Below are 17006 nucleotides of genomic sequence, written 5' to 3'. Positions count from 1 at the left end.
CCATGCAAACCCGCGAAGACATCTTCAACACCCTGCGCGATGCGCTGGTCGAACTATTCGAACTGGAGCCTGAGCGCATCAATCTGCAATCGAACCTGTACCAGGACCTGGAAATCGACAGCATCGATGCGGTCGACCTGCTCGATCACATCAAACGTCAGACCGGCAAGAAAATCACCGCCGAAGATTTCAAGTCCGTGCGCACCGTCAATGACGTGGTCGAGGCGGTGTATCGCCTGGTCAGCCCGGCGGCATGAAGCGCCTGATTGGCCTCGGCCTGGTCGTGGCCGGCCTGTTGTACCCGTTTGCGGTGTATTTTGGCATGGCGCATTTCGCCCCCTGGCAATTCGGCCTGTTGCTCGCTGGTCTGTGGCTGGCCCGCGTCCTGAGCGAGCCGCGTCGTCCGGGTGGACACTGGATCGCGCTGCTGGCCATCAGCTTCTGCGTGTTGCTGATGCTGCTCGACAACCCCACGCTGCTGCGTTGGTACCCGGTGCTGATCAACGCGTGCCTGCTCGGCCTGTTCGGCTTGAGCCTGAAGTTCGGCCCGCCCATGGTCGAACGCCTGGCACGGCTGCGTGAGCCGCAACTGCCAGAGGCTGCGATCCACTACACCCGTCAGGTGACTCAGGTCTGGTGCCTGTTCTTCCTGACCAACGGTTTGATCGCCTGCGCCCTGACCCTCTGGGCGCCCTTGAGCTGGTGGACGCTGTACAACGGACTGATCGCCTACGGTTTGATGGGCCTGTTGTTCACCGCAGAATGGTTGATAAGACAGCGTGTGCGAGGACGCTCATGAAGTGGCTGAACCCTGAGCAACTCTTGCGCCCGGTTGATGTACCGCGCCCGGTCACCCTGGACCCGGCGCTCGACCATGCGCAGCTCTGCGCTCAAGCCCTGCAACTGGCTGCAGGCCTTGAGCGCCGTGGCGTAACACGCCTGGCCGTGTACCTGGAAGATGCCGCGCTACTGGCCGTAGCATTGCTCGGCGCCTGGCGTGCCGGCGTGCAGGTGCTGCTGCCCGCCAATCTGCAACCCCAGACTCGCCTGCGCTGGCACAACGACGTCGACCTGTGGATCAGCGAACTGCCCCAGGACCATCAACTGGAGGCACTGTACGATGTGCCCCTGGCCGCCGCCGACCTGGATCTGGACACCAGTCAACTGAGCCTGTGCACCTCCGGCTCCAGTGGCGAGCCCAAGCGTATCGACAAAACCCTTCGTCAGCTGGCCAATGAAGTACTGGCACTGGAACAACAATGGGGTACTGAACTGGGTGATGCCTGCATCATCAGCAGCGTATCCGCCCAGCACATCTACGGCTTGCTGTTTCGCATACTCTGGCCACTGTGCGCCGGGCGCCCGTTCCTGCGGCGTCAACTGCCCTTCCCCGAAGACCTGCAGCGCGCCAGCCGCCAGCACCCGGCATTCGCCTGGGTTGCCAGCCCGGCCCTGCTCAAGCGCATGGGCGACAACCTCGACTGGCCGGGCCTGCGCCAGGTACGCCGGGTGTTCTCCTCCGGGGGAGCATTACCCGCCAGCGCAGCACAGGCCTTACAACAACGCCTGCAGCAATGGCCAACAGAGATCCTCGGCAGTTCCGAAACCGGAGGCATTGCCTGGCGCCAAGGCGACAGCTTGTGGCAACCGTTCAATGGCGTGCGCCTGAGCCAGAACGCCGCAGGCGCATTACGCATCGAATCACCTTATCTGCCAGTCGGCCACATCGAACAAAGCGCTGATGCCGTCGAGCTTGCGGCTGACGGACGCTTCCGCCTGCTCGGGCGTCTGGACCGCATCGTCAAGCTCGAGGAAAAACGCATCGCCTTGCCGATGCTGGAACAAGCCCTGCTCGAACACCCCTGGGTAGCCGACACGCGGCTGGCACTGATCCAGGAAAACCGCGCCGCTCTGGGGGCCTTGCTGGTTTTGACTACGACGGGGCTGCATGCCTTGCGCAATCAGGGACGACGTGCGATTACCGAAGGCTTGCGCACGCATTTGAGCCAGCACTGTGAAACCCTGGCCCTGCCCCGACGCTGGCGCCTGCTGCGCCAACTGCCGTTCAACACCCAGGGCAAGCTGCCGCAAGCCGAGATTGAAGCATTGCTACTGGCTCCGCGCCCCAAAGGTCCTGAAGTCATCAGCCAGCTACAGCAAGGTGACGAGCTGCAGCTGCAGCTGGCCGTCTCGGCGGACCTGGCCTACTTCAGCGGCCATTTCCCACAAACCCCGGTGCTACCCGGGGTGGTTCAAGTCGACTGGGCTATCGAGCTGGGGCAGGCGCTGCTCGACGGTCCGCGACGCTTTGTCGGCATGGAGGTGGTGAAGTTCCAGCGGGTAGTGCGGCCTGGCGATCTGCTGACCCTGCACCTGCGTTTCGATAGCGAACGCGGCAAGCTCTACTTCAGCTACAGCAAGGGCGGCGAATCCTGCTCCAGCGGCCGCATTGTGCTGGAGGCCCGCAGTGCATAAGCCCTGTGCGGTGATCCCGGTCTATAACCATGAACTGGCCGTACCGGCAGTGGTCTGTGCGTTGCTCGCGGTGGGCGTGCCCTGCGTGCTGGTCGACGACGCCAGCAGCCCGGCCTGCGCCGCTGTCTTGCGCCAACTGGCCACGCAGGAGCAGGTGTTTCTGCTGCAGCTGGCAGTCAATCAAGGCAAGGGCGGCGCAGTCATGGCCGGATTGCGTGAGGCGGCGCGCCTGGGCTTCAGCCATGCCCTGCAGGTGGATGCCGACGGCCAGCATGACCTGGCCGATGTCAGCCGTTTTCTCGAAGACTCGCGTGCGCATCCACAGGCATTGATCTGCGGTTATCCACAGTTCGACGCTAGCGTGCCCAAGGGCCGACTGTATGCCCGTTACCTGACCCATGTGTGGGTGTGGATCAACAGCCTGTCCCTGCAGATCCCCGACTCCATGTGCGGATTCCGGGTCTATCCCCTGGACCCGACCCTGGCGCTGATCGACAAGGTGAAGCTGGGCAAGCGCATGGACTTCGACCCGGAAATCCTCGTGCGCCTGGCCTGGCGCAACCAGCCCATGCGCTGGCTGCCAACCCGGGTGCATTACCCGGCAGATGGCCTGTCGCACTTTCGCCTGGTCCACGACAACGTCCTGATCTCCAAAATGCACGCCAAGCTGTTCGTCGGCATGTTGCTGCGCGCGCCGGTGATCCTCTGGCGCCGGTGGCAGGCATGAGCGGCGGCGAACGGCACTGGGCCGAGCAGCAGGAGCGTGGCAACTTCTGGCTGATGAAACTGACCGCTGTTAGCGTCAGGCTGCTCGGACGACGGCTGCTGAGCCCGGTCCTGTATGGCGTAGTGGTGTATTTTTTCCTGTTTGGCCGCACGGCCCGGCGCAGTGCCTGGCAGTACCAGCAGCGTCTGGCCGCGTGGAGCGCCGAACCCGCCTTGCAACCCAACCACTGGCGGGTGTTCGGTCAGTTCATGGCCTTCGCCGATGCCCTGCTCGACAAACTCGACGTGTGGAACGGCAAGCTGCGCCTGGAGCAGATCGAAATCATCGACCCGGCCTTGCTACGCGAGCAGTTGCGCGGCGAGCGCGGACAGATGCTAGTGGGTGCCCACCTGGGCAATCTCGAGGTTTGTCGGGCCCTGGCTGAGCTGGGCGAACAGGTGACCATGAACGTGCTGGTGCACACCAAACATGCCGAACGCTTCAATCGCCTGCTCGGCGAAGCCGGGGCCAGCAACCTGCGCCTGATTCAGGTCAGCGAGCTGGACCCGGCGATCATGCTGCAGCTCAGCCAGCGCCTGGAGCGCGGCGAATGGCTGGCGATTGCCGGTGATCGCGTGCCACTGCACGGGGCGCGCACGGTCGAGGTAGACTTTCTCGGCTACCCGGCGGCCTTTCCCCAAGGCCCGTGGTTGCTTGCCGGGCTGCTCAAGTGTCCACTCAACTTGCTGTTCTGCCTGAAGCAGCAAGGGCGCTATCAGGTGATTCTCGAACCTTTCGCCGCCGCCATCGAATGGCGCCGTGGTCAGCGTGATCAGGTGATTGCCGACTGGGCCGGGCGTTATGCCCAACGCCTGGGGCACTATTGCCTGCAAGCGCCGCAGCAATGGTTCAATTTCTACCCTTTCTGGAAATCCGATGACGATGCCTGTGCATGAGCCTGTAACCTTCGGCGAGTCGCCGCTTGCTATCGAAGACGTCCTGGCCCTGGCCTGCCGCCAGGCCGAAAGCCGCCTGCAGGATGACGCCGAATACCGTGCGCGCATCGCCCGTGGCGCGCAGTTTCTCGACACCCTGCTGAACAAGGAGGGGGTGATCTACGGCGTCACCACCGGCTATGGCGACTCGTGCGTGGTAGCCGTGCCGCTGGAGCACGTCGAGGCCTTGCCGCAGCATCTGTACACCTTCCATGGTTGCGGCCTGGGGCGCCTGCTCGATGCGCCGGCAACCCGCGCGGTGCTGGCCGCGCGCTTGCAGTCGCTGTGCCAGGGCGTATCCGGCGTTCGCGTAGCGTTACTGGAGCGTCTGCAGGCCTTTCTTGCCCACGACATCCTGCCGCTGATTCCGGAGGAAGGCTCGGTCGGTGCCAGCGGCGACCTGACGCCATTGTCTTACGTCTCCGCCACCCTGTCCGGTGAGCGCGAAGTCCTCTACCGCGGCGAACGCCGCAGCGCCGCCGAGGTCCACCGCGAGTTGGGCTGGCAGCCACTGGTGCTAAGGCCCAAGGAAGCCCTGGCGCTGATGAATGGCACCGCGGTAATGACCGGCCTCGCCTGCCTGGCCTTCGCCCGCGCCGACTACCTGCTCAAACTGGCCACGCGCATCACGGCGTTGAACGTAGTCGCCCTGCAAGGCAACCCGGAACACTTCGACGAGCGCCTGTTCGCGGCCAAGCCACACCCGGGGCAGATGCAGGTCGCCGCCTGGCTACGCCAGGACCTGGCCATCGACGCGCCGACCGCGCCTCTGCACCGCTTGCAGGACCGCTACTCGCTACGCTGCGCGCCCCATGTGCTCGGCGTGCTGGCCGACAGTCTGGGCTGGCTGCGCAGCTTCATCGAGACCGAGCTCAACAGCGCTAACGACAACCCGATCATCGACGCCGAAGCCGAACGGGTGCTGCACGGTGGGCACTTCTACGGCGGGCACATCGCCTTTGCCATGGACAGTCTGAAGAATCTGGTTGCCAACGTCGCCGATCTGCTCGACCGTCAGCTCGCCCTGCTGGTGGACGTGCGCTACAACCACGGCCTGCCCAGCAACTTGTCCGGCGCCAGTGCCGAACGGGCGATGCTCAACCATGGCTTCAAGGCAGTGCAGATCGGCGCCAGCGCCTGGACCGCCGAAGCCCTGAAGCAGACGATGCCGGCCAGCGTGTTCTCGCGCTCCACCGAATGCCACAACCAGGACAAAGTCAGCATGGGCACGATCGCTGCCCGCGATGCCCTGCGCGTGCTGGAACTGACCGAGCAGGTGGCTGCGGCCACTCTGCTCGCCGCCAATCAGGGCGTCTGGCTTCGTGGGCAGGCGGCCGACGCCCGCACACTACCGCCGGCCCTGGCCACGATGCACCGTGAGCTGCTGGCAGATTTCGCCCCGGTCATCGAAGACCGCGCACTGGATAGCGATCTGCGGTTGTGTCTGAAACGTATTGGCGAACAACACTGGAGGCTGCATGCGCAGTAAGGGCGTGCTGCACGTCGACAGCGAAATCCTGGTGCCGTTCTTCGACGTCGACAGCATGCTGGTGGTCTGGCACGGCCACTACGTCAAATACCTGGAAGTGGCGCGTTGTGCCCTGCTCGACCGGCTCGACCACAACTACCTGCAAATGCGCGACTCGGGCTATGCCTGGCCTGTGATCGACCTGCAACTGCGCTACGTACGCGGCGCCACCTTCGGCCAGCGCCTGAATGTGCGCGCCAGCCTGGTGGAATGGGAGAACCGCCTGAAGATCAACTACCTGATCAGCGATGCCGTCAGCGGCGAACGCATGACCCGCGCCAGCTCTGTGCAGGTAGCGGTGGAAATCGCCAGCGGCGAGATGCAATTGGCCTCACCTCAAGTGATGCTCGATGCTGTGGCCAAGGTGCTGAAATGAAAACCCTGTTGCGCAACCTGCTGTGCGCCGCCCTGATGCTCACCCATACCCTGGCTCAGGCCTTTGGCCTGGACGATCTGAGCACACAGCTGGCTGAGTCGGCGGTGGTCAAGGGGCCGTTCATTCAGGAAAAACACTTGCGCGCCCTGCCGCAGCCGTTAGTGAGCAAAGGCCAGTTCGTCCTGGCCCGCGATCACGGCTTGCTCTGGTTGCTGCATACACCGCTCAAGCAGGACTACCGCCTCGACGCTCAGGGCATTGCCCGGCGCGACGCTGGAGGCTGGCAGATGCTGCCAGGCAACAGTGCCGGTGCCGGTGCCGAGCAAAACCGCCTGTTCTTCGCCGTGCTGCAAGGTGACAGCAGCGGTTTGCAGCGCGACTTCGAACTCAGCCTGCAAGGCGATGCACAGCATTGGCAGCTACGCCTGACACCGCGCTCGCTGCTGCTCAAGCAAGTGTTCCAGCAGATCGATATCGACGGTGGACGCTTTGTCGAACGTATCCAGATGCTCGAAACCCAGGGCGACAGCACTGTGTTGCGCATGCCCTCAAGCAGCAGCGCCAGCCATTTGAGCGATACGGAGCGCCGCGACTTTGCCAAGTGAGCGCGTGTTGCCACGGCTTTTCCTGGTACTGCTGGTTGCTGTCCTGGCCCTGACCGGCTGGCAGTGGCATCGGGGTGCGCCACTGTCGGCCGACTTGATGACACTGGTACCCGGTGCTGTTCAAGACCCGCTGGTGCAACGCGCCGAACAGCGCATGCAGGAACCGTTGAACCGCGAAATGCTGATGCTGGTCGGCCACCCCCGGCGCGAACAGGCAATCGCCCTGGCCCAGCATCTGGGCCAGCAATGGCAGGCCAGCGGCTTGTTCGAAAAGGTTCAGTGGAGTGTGCAGAGCGACTTGCAGGCAGTACGCGAGCAATTGCTGCAAGGCCGTCTGGCAATGTTGTCGCGTGCCGATCGCAAGATGCTGAGCGACGATCCCCAGGCCTTTGTCGAACAACGCGTACAAAGCCTCTATGACCCTTTCTCCGGCTTCAGCCTGGTGCCGAGCCAAGACGATTGGCTGGGCCTGACCGGACGTATCCAGAACAGTCAGCCACGCCCGGCCGCAGTGCAGCTGGACACCGCCAGCGGTGCACTGCTGGCCGAGGCCGACGGCCAGTTCTGGGTATTGCTGCGCGCCCGTACTCAGGGCAACGCCTTCGATTTGCAGCTACCGCTGCAAGTGGCCGACTTGCTCGACAATAGCCGTCGGCAAGCCAGCCAGGACGGCGCCCGGTTGCTGGCCGCCAGCGGCCTGCTATACGCCGCCAACGGCCAGCGTCAGGCCAGCGAGGAAATCACCTGGGTCGGCGGCGGTGCCACACTCGGCATTCTGCTCTTGCTGCTCCTGGCGTTTCGGCGCCTGCGCGTACTGCTGGCGTTCGTCCCGGTGCTGGTCGGCATGCTGTTCGGTGCCACAGCCTGCGTTGCCCTGTTCGGCCAGATGCATGTGATGACTCTGGTGCTGGGCTCCAGCCTGATCGGTGTGGCCGTGGACTATCCGCTGCACTACCTGTCGAAAAGCTGGAGCCTGCGCCCCTGGCACGCCTGGCCCGCCGTGCGCCTGACCCTGCCGGGTCTGAGCCTGAGCCTGATCACCAGTTGCATTGGCTACCTGGCCCTGGCCTTCACGCCGTTCCCGGCGCTGACCCAGATCGCGGTGTTCTCCGCTGCCGGCCTGTTCGGGGCCTACCTCTGCGCGGTGTGCCTGCTGCCCGCACTGCTCAAGGGCACGACATTGCAACCGGCGCAATGGCCGCTGATGGTCGCGCAATGGCTGATGGACCTGCGCAGCACCTTGTTGGCCAAGATCCCCAGCCCGGTTCTGCTCGCCCTGCTGGCGCTGTTCTGTATCGCCGGCCTGTGGCAGCTGGACAGCCGTAATGACATCCGCCAGTGGATCAACAGTTCGCCACCGCTGCTTGCTGAGGCCCAAGCCGTGGCGCGCATTACCGGCTACCAGCCCACCAGCCAGTTCTACCTGGTCCGCGCTGACGACCAGAGCCAGTTGCTTGAGCGTCTGCAAACCTTGGGCACTCGCCTCGATAAGCTGGTCGAAACGGACAAACTCAAAAGCTATATGGCGCTCAGCCAACTGCTCGCCAGCCCGCTCGAGCAACGGCAGCTACGCGATGCGCTGGGCAAACTGCCCGAGCATTGGCAGCCTTTGCTGGCCATGGGCGTCCCGCACAGCGCACTGCAAGCTGAGCTGAGCCAACTGCAGGCAATGCCAGCCCTGGACATCGAACGCGTCCTCAGCGGCCCCTTGGGCGAGCCCTGGCGCCCGCTATGGCTGGGCACTGACGGTCAAGGCGTGGCTGCCATTGTCAGCCTGCAGGGGCTGAACGATCCGGCCGTCTTGCAACTGCAGGCAAATGACCTGCAAGGCGTGCAACTGGTGGATCGTCTCGGCGACTTGAACCGGGTATTTGCCGCCACCCAGGTCAGCGCCGCCGAGCTGAAACTGCTGTCCTGTGCGTTGATCGTGGTGCTGCTGATCCTGCCTTTCGGCATGAGCGGGGCGCTGCGTATCGTCGCCTTGCCGCTGCTCGCCGCCCTGTGCAGCCTAGCCAGCCTCGGCTGGCTGGGACAGCCGCTGACCCTGTTCAGCCTGTTTGGTTTATTGTTGGTTACGGCCATCAGCGTCGACTACGCGATCCTCATGCATGAACAGATCGGCGGCGCCGCCGTCAGCCTGCTGGGTACTTTGCTGGCAGCCACCACCACCTGGCTGTCGTTCGGCCTGCTGGCGGTATCGAGCACGCCTGCGGTGAGCAATTTCGGCCTGGCCGTGAGCCTGGGACTGGTATTCAGCTTCATCCTCGCGCCCTGGGCTGCCACCCGGCACAAGGAACCGGCATGAATCGCCTGCTGCTGATTGTTGCTATGTGCCTGCTCAGTGCCTGTGCCACTCAGGCGCCGCTGCCCGAACAGCTGCCGACGTTGCCACTGCCGATGCAACTGCACATCCAGCGCGAACAGGCCGATCAGCGTCAGGACTGGCTGCTGGTGATCCAGCGTGAAGGCCCCAGCCTACGCTGGTCGTTACTCGATTTACTGGGCATTCCCCAGGCCCGACAATTGCTCAATCAGGGTCAGTGGCAGGCCGATGGTTTCCTGCCACCCAACCCGGCGGCGCGCGAGCTGTTCGCCGCTGTGCTGTTCGCCCTGACAGCCGACGGGCAGCTCAAGCAACGCTATCCAGACGCCCGCCAGCACGGTCAGCAGCGCTGGCTGGGCAAGCGCTGGCGGGTCGATTACCGGCACGCCGATGACTTCACTTTGAACCTCAAGCAGGGCCTGCGCTATCGAGTCAGCCCTCTGCCCAGCGAGACCACGCCATGAGCGCTTATCTCAATGCCCTGGGCCTGGTTTGCGCCCTGGGGCGCGATCAGGCCGAAGTCGCCCGCCGCCTGTTTGCCGGCGATTGCTCAGGCATGCGCGAAGAACTCGGCTGGGTTCCAGAGCGCCGCGTGCCGGTTGCCGTGGTGCCCGGTACGTTGCTCGACTTGCCGCCGGCGCTGCGGTCGCGTCACAGCCGCAACAATCAGTTGCTGTATGAAGCCTGCCTGCAGATCGCCCCGCAGATCGAAGCGGCAATTGCCCGTCATGGCCACCAGCGGGTGGCCATCGTGCTCGGCACCAGCACCTCTGGCATTGCAGAAGCAGGCGACGGTATTGCTCATTACCTGCGCGAGCAGCAGTTCCCCGCGAGCTATGACTACAGCGAGCAAGAACTCAGTGCGCCGGCCAACTTCCTCGCCGACTGGCTGCAACTGAGCGGCCCGGCCTACGTCATCTCCACCGCCTGCACCTCCAGCGCCCGCGCCTTGATGAGCGCCCGCCGGCTACTCGATCTGGGGGTCTGCGATGCGGTGATCTGTGGAGGCGTGGACAGCCTGTGCAAGCTGACCCTCAACGGCTTCAGCGCCCTGGAAGCCGTCAGCGCGCAACGCTGCAACCCCTTCTCGGTCAATCGCAACGGCATCAACATCGGCGAAGCCGCGGCGCTGTTTCTGATGACCCGCGAAGCGAATCGCGAAGGCACCAGCGTTGCGCTCCTCGGCGCCGGGGCCAGCTCCGATGCGCACCATATCTCGGCGCCCGAGCCGCAGGGAAAAGGCGCCTTGCAGGCCATGGCCAAGGCGCTGGACAATGCAGGTCTACAACCGGCGCAAATCAACTACCTGAACCTGCACGGTACCGCCACCCAACACAACGATGCCATGGAGAGCCAGGCTGTGCATACCCTGTTCGGCAGCCAGTTGGCTTGTTCGTCGAGCAAACCCATGACCGGCCACACCCTGGGTGCCGCCGGTGCGCTGGAAGCGGCGTTCTGCTGGTTGAGCCTGTCGATGCACAATCGGCATGGACAACTGCCACCGCACATCTGGGACGGCGCGATTGACCCACAGCTGCCAACGCTCAACCTGGTCGATGCCAGCCAGCGTCTGCCAGCTGCTGGCCCACGACGCTTGATGAGTAACTCGTTCGCCTTCGGTGGCAACAATGTCAGCCTGATTCTCGGAGACGCCCCATGACCATCTGGCCCCTGGCTGAACTGCTGCCCCATGCCGGCGACATGATCCTGATCGACCAGGTCGAGTCCTTTGACCAGGACCAGGTTCATACCCGCCTGACTGTTCGCCCGGGCGGGTTGTTCAATCGCGCCGACGGCAGCCTGCCGGCCTGGGTCGGCATCGAGCTGATGGCCCAGAGCGCTGCGGCTTTTGCCGGCTGTCGCGCACGCACCCAAGGCAAGCCGGTAACGCTGGGCTTCCTGCTCGGTACGCGCAAGTTCGAATGCAATGTCGAGTATTTTCCCGCCGGTGCCGAACTGCATATCCATGCCCGTCCCTCACTGGAAGATGACAACGGCATGGCCGTATTCGAATGTGATCTGCACGGCCCGGGCATCCAGGCCACGGCCCGTTTGAACGTATTCAGCCCGCCGCAGGCTGCCAGCTACCTGGCCGAAGCGGGCCCTGAGGAGTCCCCCCATGACTGAGACCATTCTGGTCACCGGTTCCAGCCGCGGTATTGGCCAGGCCATTGCCCTGCGCCTGGCGCGCTCCGGTTTCGACCTGGTGCTGCATTGCCGTAGTGGCCGCACTGAGGCCGACGCTGTTGCCGAGGAAATCCGGGCTATGGGCCGACAGGCCCGCGTGCTGCAATTCGATGTTGCCGATCGTGGCGCGTGTGCGGCTATTCTCACTGCCGACGTCGAGGCCCATGGTGCCTATTACGGTGTGGTGTGCAATGCCGGACTGACCCGCGACGGTGCCTTCCCGGCCTTGAGCGAAGAGGATTGGGACCAGGTATTACGCACTAACCTCGACGGTTTCTACAACGTCCTGCACCCGCTGATGATGCCGATGATCCGCCGCCGTGCGCCAGGCCGGATCGTTTGCATTACCTCGGTTTCCGGGATGATCGGCAACCGAGGCCAGGTCAACTACAGCGCCTCCAAGGCCGGGGTCATCGGCGCCGCCAAGGCCCTGGCAATCGAACTGGCCAAGCGCAAGATCACGGTCAATTGCGTCGCCCCCGGGCTGATCGACACCGCCATGCTCGATGAACATGTACCGCTCGAAGACTTGCTGAAAATGATCCCGGCGCAACGCATGGGCACGCCGGATGAAGTCGCCAGTGCGGTCAATTTCCTGGTGTCGGCTGAGGCGGCGTACATCACCCGTCAGGTGCTGGCAGTCAACGGAGGGTTGTGCTGATGAAACGCGTGGTGGTCACCGGTATGGCCGGCATCACATCCCTGGGCAGCGACTGGGCGACCATTGCCGGGCACTTTTCCAGGCATCGCAGCGGCATCCGGCGAATGCACGAGTGGGACCGGTTCGAGGAGCTCAATACGCGCTTGGCCGGCCCGATCGATGACTTTCAGGTGCCCGACAGCTGGACCCGCAAGCAATTGCGCAGTATGGGCCGAGTCTCGCGCCTGGCCGTGGCGGCGGCCGAGAACGCCCTGCGCGATGCCGGGCTGTTCGGCGACCCGTCGATCCGCGATGGGCGCATGGGCGTGGCCTGCGGCTCGTCGACCGGCAGCACCGACGAAATGAAAACCTTTGGCAACATGCTGCTCAATTCAGTTGCCGAAGGCCTGAACGCCAACTCCTACGTGCGCATGATGCCGCACACCACAGCGGCGAATATCAGCATCTTCTTCGGCCTGACCGGGCGCCTGATCCCCACCTCCAGTGCCTGTACCAGTGGCAGCCAGGGTATCGGCTACGCCTATGAAGCGATCAAGTTCGGCCGCCTGCCGCTGATGCTCGCCGGAGGCGCCGAAGAACTGTGTCCGACCGAAGCGATGGTCTTCGATGCGTTGTACGCCACCAGCCTGAAGAACGATGCACCACAGAGCACGCCAAGCCCTTATGACCGTGGCCGCGATGGCCTGGTGATCGGCGAAGGCGGCGGCATGCTGGTACTCGAAGAGCTTGAGCACGCCCTGGCCCGAGGCGCGCACATCTACGCCGAAATCGTCGGTTTCGGTACCAATGCCGACGGTCAGCACATCACCCGCCCGGAGCAAGTAACCATGCGCCGCGCCATGGAGCTGGCCCTGGAGGATGCCCACTTGGCGCCCGAGGCCATCGGTTACGTGAATGGCCATGGCACCGCTACCGAACAGGGTGATATCGCCGAAACCCTGGCCACCAGCAGCCTGTTCGGCCCACGCATGCCGATCAGTTCACAAAAGAGCTTCCTCGGCCACACCCTGGGCGCGTGTGGGGCGCTGGAGTCCTGGTTCAGTATCGAGATGATGAACAGCGACCGTTATGTGCACACGCTCAACCTGGTGAATATCGACCCACAATGCGGTGAGCTGGATTACCTATGCGGCGATTGGCGGCACCTGAACAACGAGTACGTGATGAACAACAACTTCGCGTTTGGCGGAGTTAACACCTCGTTGATTTTCCGCCGCTGGCAGTGAGACCTCACGTCTGCGGGACAGGTAGCGCATTCCCACCCAGTAACGACACGAATGCGCTAGCCATTGCCGAAGGCGACTGGCGCCGCTGTACCACCCACACGGCGGTCACCGCATCGCGATCAAGTAGTGTCCGGTAAACCACACCGTCAATGCGCATACGCTGGAACGACGCCGGTAACACCGACACCCCCAACCCTGCCGAGACCAGACCGATGATGGTCATCGCTTCGCTGGCCTCCTGGGCAAAGTGCGGGCTGAAGCCGGCCTGCCGGGCCAGGCTCAGCAATTGTGCGTGCAGGCCACTGCCATAACTGCGGGGAAAGAACACGAACGGCTCGTTAGCCAACGACGCCATGTGCAACCCGGCTTCGCTGCCTTCAGCCAGTGGATGCGTGGCGTTGATCACCGCAACCAAGGGCTCGCGGAACAACTCGGTGGCGACCAGGCTATCGGGCAGCGTTAACGGTCGAATCAGACCGACCTCTATGGTTTCGTCGAGCAAGGCATCGGCTACCGCCTGGCTGCTCATCTCGCTGAGGTTAAGGTGAACGGCTGGGAAGCGCTGGCGAAAGGCATAGATAGCCTTGGGGATACTGGAATTGAACGGTGCCGATGACGTGAAGCCGATTTTCATCTCGCCCAGCTCACCCAGTTGCGCCCGCCGGGCGACGTCGGCGGCCTTGTCGACCTGAGCCAGCACCAGGCGTGCTTCTTCGAGAAACAGGCGCCCCGCTTCACTCAGCTCAACCCGACGATTGGTTCGCTCGAACAGACGCGCCCCAAGCTCCTGCTCCAGGGCCTGAATCTGCTGACTCAGCGGCGGCTGGGAAATCCCCAGGTTCTGCGCCGCCCGGCCAAAGTGCAGCTCTTCGGCGACGGCAATGAAGTAGCGCAGGTGGCGTAATTCCATGAAGGCTCCAATAGGTCGCAAAACCTCTTAAACAGGTCGAACAATATATTGGAAATGATCATTAGCCAGCTATATGCTTTTTTCACTGCCTGACTGGCCGTAGCGCCCCCGAGGTCACCCGTGAAGACTGCCGTTGCTCCACACGCCCACGAACTGCCCCACGCGCCCCTCGACGAAACTGTCGCAACCCTGAACGAACGCTGGATCGAAAAAGGCACTCCAGCCTTTTTGCGCACCGTACTGGCGCTGTTCTGCGGCGGATTTGCCACCTTTGCCTTGCTCTACTGCGTGCAACCGATGATGCCGCTGCTGTCTCAGGAGTTTTCCATCAGCGCCGCGCAAAGCAGCCTGATCCTCTCCGTGTCGACCGCCATGCTGGCGGTGGGCCTGCTGATCACCGGGCCCATCTCTGACCGCATCGGGCGCAAGCCGGTGATGGTGTTTGCGCTGTTCTGTGCGGCCCTGTGCACCCTCGTCAGTGCGCTGATGCCCAGCTGGCACGGCGTGCTGTTGACCCGCGCACTGCTGGGTCTGTCACTGAGTGGGTTGGCGGCAGTTGCGATGACCTATCTGAGTGAAGAGATCCACCCGCAGCACATTGGCTTGGCCATGGGCTTGTACATCGGTGGCAACGCCATTGGCGGCATGAGCGGTCGCCTGATCACCGGGGTACTGATCGATTTCGTCAGCTGGCACACAGCATTGCTGGTGATTGGCAGCCTGGCCCTGATCGCTGCGCTGGTGTTCTGCAAGGTTCTCCCCGAGTCGCGCAACTTCCGCCCACGCTCGCTGCATCCGCGCAGCCTGGTGGAAGGCTTTACCCTGCAGTTTCGCGATGCCGGGTTGCCGTGGCTGTTCCTCGAGGCCTTCCTGCTGATGGGAGCCTTCGTCACCCTGTTCAACTACATTGGCTATCGCCTGCTGGCCGAACCGTACCACATGAGCCAGGCGCTGGTCGGTTTGCTGTCGGTGGTGTACCTGTCGGGTATCTACAGCTCGGCGCAGATTGGCGCCCTGGCCGACAAACTGGGGCGGCGCAAGGTGTTCTGGGGCACTATCGTGCTGATGTTCAGCGGCCTGCTGCTGACCCTGTTCAGTCCCTTGCTGCTGGTGATCGTCGGCATGCTGGTGTTCACCTTCGGCTTCTTTGGCGCGCACTCGGTGGCCAGCAGCTGGATTGGACGGCGGGCGACCAAAGCCAAAGGCCAGGCGTCATCATTGTACCTGTTCAGTTACTACGCAGGATCGAGTGTGGCCGGGACGGCCGGTGGGGTGTTCTGGCACCAGGGCGGCTGGAACGGGATCGGGCTGTTCATTGGCAGTTTGCTGGTGGTGGCGTTGCTGGTGGCGTTGCGCCTCAGCAAGTTGCCAGCTAAAAGCTGAAAAAGGGGCCGCTGTGCGGCCCCCTAGCTCAGTTGATCACTTCAACCAGATCCACATCCACTTCACGGCTCATCAAGTGCTTCTCGACTTCACCGGTCAGCTTGACCTTGGTCTTGTCGTTGAAGGCCACTGGCGGCATGTCTTCCTTGTCGATTTCGACGGTGATGGTGCCCGTGGTGTCCTTGAACTCGAACTTGTCATCGTTGTTCAGCTTCTTGACAACGAAACCCTGCAACACCACCGCAGTGTCGTCAGCGGCGTCATTGGCAGCGGCAACGGTGGTCACTGGCTGGGCGCCTGGACCGGTGTAGCCGGCGGCCAGGGCGGCGGTGCTGAACAGCGGGGCAAGCAGCAGAGCGAGGTAGCGGGTTTTCATGAGGAAGATCCTGTCTGGGTTTCGATGAGCACAGATTACCCAGGCAGGCTGAACTGAAACTTAATAGCAAAACGCCCGGCATTGGCCGGGCGTTTTGTGCTGCAGCAGAGCTTACTGGTGGTACTGCGCCGACAACTCATGCACGGCGTGGATAAACGCGCCCGCATGCTCCGGATCGACTTCAGGGGTAATGCCGTGGCCAAGGTTGAACACATGGCCGCTGCCATGGCCGTAGCTGGCCAGGATGCGTCCGACTTCGGCACGGATGGCTTCTGGCTTGGCGTAGAGCACGGTCGGGTCCATGTTGCCCTGCAGAGCGACCTTGCTGCCGACACGCTGGCGGGCTTCGCCGATGTCGCAGGTCCAGTCCAGGCCCAGCGCGTCGGCGCCAGCGTCGGCGATGCTTTCCAACCACAGGCCACCATTCTTGGTGAACAGGATGACCGGTACCTTGCGACCTTCATGCTCGCGAATCAGACCGCTGACGATCTTGCGCATGTAGGCCAGGGAGAACTCCTGATAGGCCGCCGCCGACAGGTTGCCACCCCAGGTGTCGAAGATCTGCACCGCTTGCGCACCGGCCAGGATCTGGCCGTTGAGGTAGCTGATGACCGACTGCGCCAGCTTGTCGAGCAGCAGGTGCATGGCCTGCGGGTTGTCGTAGAGCATGGCTTTGGTCTTGCGGAAGTCTTTCGACGAGCCGCCTTCGACCATATAGGTGGCCAGGGTCCACGGGCTGCCGGAGAAACCGATCAGCGGCACACGGCCGTTGAGCTCGCGGCGGATGGTGCTGACCGCGTCCATCACGTAGCCGAGGTCTTTCTGCGGATCAGGGATCGGCAGCGCTTCGATGTCGGCCAGGGTGCTGATGACCTTCTTGAAACGCGGGCCTTCGCCGGTTTCGAAGTACAGGCCCTGGCCCATGGCGTCGGGGATGGTGAGGATATCGGAGAACAGGATCGCGGCGTCCAGCGGGTAGCGGTCCAGCGGCTGCAGGGTGACCTCGCAGGCGAACTGCGGGTTCATGCACAGGCTCATGAAGTCACCGGCCTTGGCGCGGCTGGCACGGTACTCCGGCAGGTAGCGGCCGGCCTGGCGCATCATCCACACCGGGGTGACGTCTACGGGTTGCTTGAGCAGGGCGCGCAGAAAACGATCGTTCTTCAAGGCAGTCATGTCGGCATCCGGAAAAAAAGTGCGGGCATTTTCTCAGACACCAACGGAAAAGGCACGGTAAGTACCGTGCCTTTTGTCT

18 protein-coding genes are annotated in these 17006 nt (G+C 63.3%); 15 read left to right on the top strand and 3 right to left on the bottom strand.

Features of this window, described 5'->3' with window-relative positions; genetic code table 11:
- The first annotated feature begins 2 nt into the window (after nucleotides 1-2).
- From C6382_RS13380 to C6382_RS13315, 14 genes are read left to right on the top strand one after another with little or no spacing between them, the layout of a single operon-like run.
- Entirely contained in the window at nucleotides 3-257 is a 255-nt protein-coding gene (locus C6382_RS13380; protein ID WP_107024913.1) for an acyl carrier protein, read from the top strand.
- Nucleotides 254-799 carry a hypothetical protein gene (locus C6382_RS13375; RefSeq protein ID WP_107024912.1) on the top strand — a complete coding sequence of 182 codons (546 nt, stop codon included), beginning with the start codon at nucleotides 254-256 and terminating at the stop codon, nucleotides 797-799. The genes C6382_RS13380 and C6382_RS13375 overlap by 4 nt, the downstream gene beginning before the upstream one ends.
- Nucleotides 796-2475 (top strand): acyl-CoA synthetase family protein, encoded by a 1680-nt coding sequence (locus C6382_RS13370; protein WP_107024911.1) that lies wholly within the window; start codon nucleotides 796-798, stop codon nucleotides 2473-2475. Before C6382_RS13375 ends, C6382_RS13370 begins: the two co-directional genes overlap by 4 nt.
- Entirely contained in the window at nucleotides 2468-3202 is a 735-nt protein-coding gene (locus C6382_RS13365; protein ID WP_107024910.1) for a glycosyltransferase family 2 protein, read from the top strand. The genes C6382_RS13370 and C6382_RS13365 overlap by 8 nt, the downstream gene beginning before the upstream one ends.
- On the top strand, nucleotides 3199-4137 hold the full coding sequence (locus C6382_RS13360; protein ID WP_107024909.1) for a glycosyl transferase: 939 nt from the start codon (nucleotides 3199-3201) through the stop codon (nucleotides 4135-4137). The genes C6382_RS13365 and C6382_RS13360 overlap by 4 nt, the downstream gene beginning before the upstream one ends.
- The gene (hutH, locus tag C6382_RS13355) at nucleotides 4118-5665 is read left to right on the top strand and encodes a histidine ammonia-lyase (protein WP_107024908.1); all 1548 of its coding nucleotides are present in this window, start codon (nucleotides 4118-4120) and stop codon (nucleotides 5663-5665) included. Before C6382_RS13360 ends, hutH begins: the two co-directional genes overlap by 20 nt.
- On the top strand, nucleotides 5655-6080 hold the full coding sequence (locus C6382_RS13350) for a thioesterase family protein (RefSeq protein WP_107024907.1): 426 nt from the start codon (nucleotides 5655-5657) through the stop codon (nucleotides 6078-6080). Before hutH ends, C6382_RS13350 begins: the two co-directional genes overlap by 11 nt.
- Nucleotides 6077-6685, top strand: coding sequence for an outer membrane lipoprotein carrier protein LolA (locus tag C6382_RS13345; RefSeq protein ID WP_107024906.1), 609 nt, complete (start codon nucleotides 6077-6079; stop codon nucleotides 6683-6685). Before C6382_RS13350 ends, C6382_RS13345 begins: the two co-directional genes overlap by 4 nt.
- Nucleotides 6675-8990 carry an MMPL family transporter gene (locus C6382_RS13340; RefSeq protein ID WP_107024905.1) on the top strand — a complete coding sequence of 772 codons (2316 nt, stop codon included), beginning with the start codon at nucleotides 6675-6677 and terminating at the stop codon, nucleotides 8988-8990. The genes C6382_RS13345 and C6382_RS13340 overlap by 11 nt, the downstream gene beginning before the upstream one ends.
- Entirely contained in the window at nucleotides 8987-9472 is a 486-nt protein-coding gene (locus tag C6382_RS13335) for a hypothetical protein (protein ID WP_107024904.1), read from the top strand. The genes C6382_RS13340 and C6382_RS13335 overlap by 4 nt, the downstream gene beginning before the upstream one ends.
- Entirely contained in the window at nucleotides 9469-10668 is a 1200-nt protein-coding gene (locus C6382_RS13330; RefSeq protein ID WP_107024903.1) for a beta-ketoacyl-[acyl-carrier-protein] synthase family protein, read from the top strand. The genes C6382_RS13335 and C6382_RS13330 overlap by 4 nt, the downstream gene beginning before the upstream one ends.
- The gene (locus C6382_RS13325) at nucleotides 10665-11135 is read left to right on the top strand and encodes a hotdog family protein (RefSeq protein ID WP_107024902.1); all 471 of its coding nucleotides are present in this window, start codon (nucleotides 10665-10667) and stop codon (nucleotides 11133-11135) included. The genes C6382_RS13330 and C6382_RS13325 overlap by 4 nt, the downstream gene beginning before the upstream one ends.
- Nucleotides 11128-11856, top strand: coding sequence for a 3-oxoacyl-ACP reductase FabG (fabG, locus tag C6382_RS13320; RefSeq protein ID WP_107024901.1), 729 nt, complete (start codon nucleotides 11128-11130; stop codon nucleotides 11854-11856). The genes C6382_RS13325 and fabG overlap by 8 nt, the downstream gene beginning before the upstream one ends.
- Complete coding sequence (locus C6382_RS13315; protein ID WP_107024900.1) at nucleotides 11856-13082, top strand: beta-ketoacyl-ACP synthase; 1227 nt, start codon at nucleotides 11856-11858, stop codon at nucleotides 13080-13082. The genes fabG and C6382_RS13315 overlap by 1 nt, the downstream gene beginning before the upstream one ends.
- Before the next feature lie 4 nt (nucleotides 13083-13086).
- Here the strand turns inward: C6382_RS13315 and C6382_RS13310 are convergent, their stop codons facing one another.
- A complete protein-coding gene (locus C6382_RS13310) occupies nucleotides 13087-13992 on the bottom strand; it encodes a LysR family transcriptional regulator (protein WP_107024899.1) in 906 nt (301 codons plus the stop codon).
- 153 nt (nucleotides 13993-14145) lie between these two features.
- Here C6382_RS13310 and C6382_RS13305 point away from each other — a divergent pair, with 153 nt between their 5' ends.
- Nucleotides 14146-15375: an MFS transporter gene (locus C6382_RS13305; RefSeq protein WP_256589091.1), complete on the top strand. Its 1230-nt coding sequence runs from the start codon at nucleotides 14146-14148 to the stop codon at nucleotides 15373-15375.
- Nucleotides 15376-15403: 28 nt separating this feature from the next.
- Here the strand turns inward: C6382_RS13305 and C6382_RS13300 are convergent, their stop codons facing one another.
- Entirely contained in the window at nucleotides 15404-15751 is a 348-nt protein-coding gene (locus C6382_RS13300) for a YgiW/YdeI family stress tolerance OB fold protein (protein ID WP_107024897.1), read from the bottom strand.
- Between the two features lie 111 nt (nucleotides 15752-15862).
- Nucleotides 15863-16927: a uroporphyrinogen decarboxylase gene (hemE, locus tag C6382_RS13295; protein ID WP_107024896.1), complete on the bottom strand. Its 1065-nt coding sequence runs from the start codon at nucleotides 16925-16927 to the stop codon at nucleotides 15863-15865.
- Between the last annotated feature and the right edge of the window lie 79 nt (nucleotides 16928-17006).

Source organism: Pseudomonas sp. BBP2017 (genome assembly GCF_003024385.1).
GTDB lineage: Bacteria > Pseudomonadota > Gammaproteobacteria > Pseudomonadales > Pseudomonadaceae > Aquipseudomonas.
This window is presented reverse-complemented; position numbering and strand designations above follow the sequence as displayed.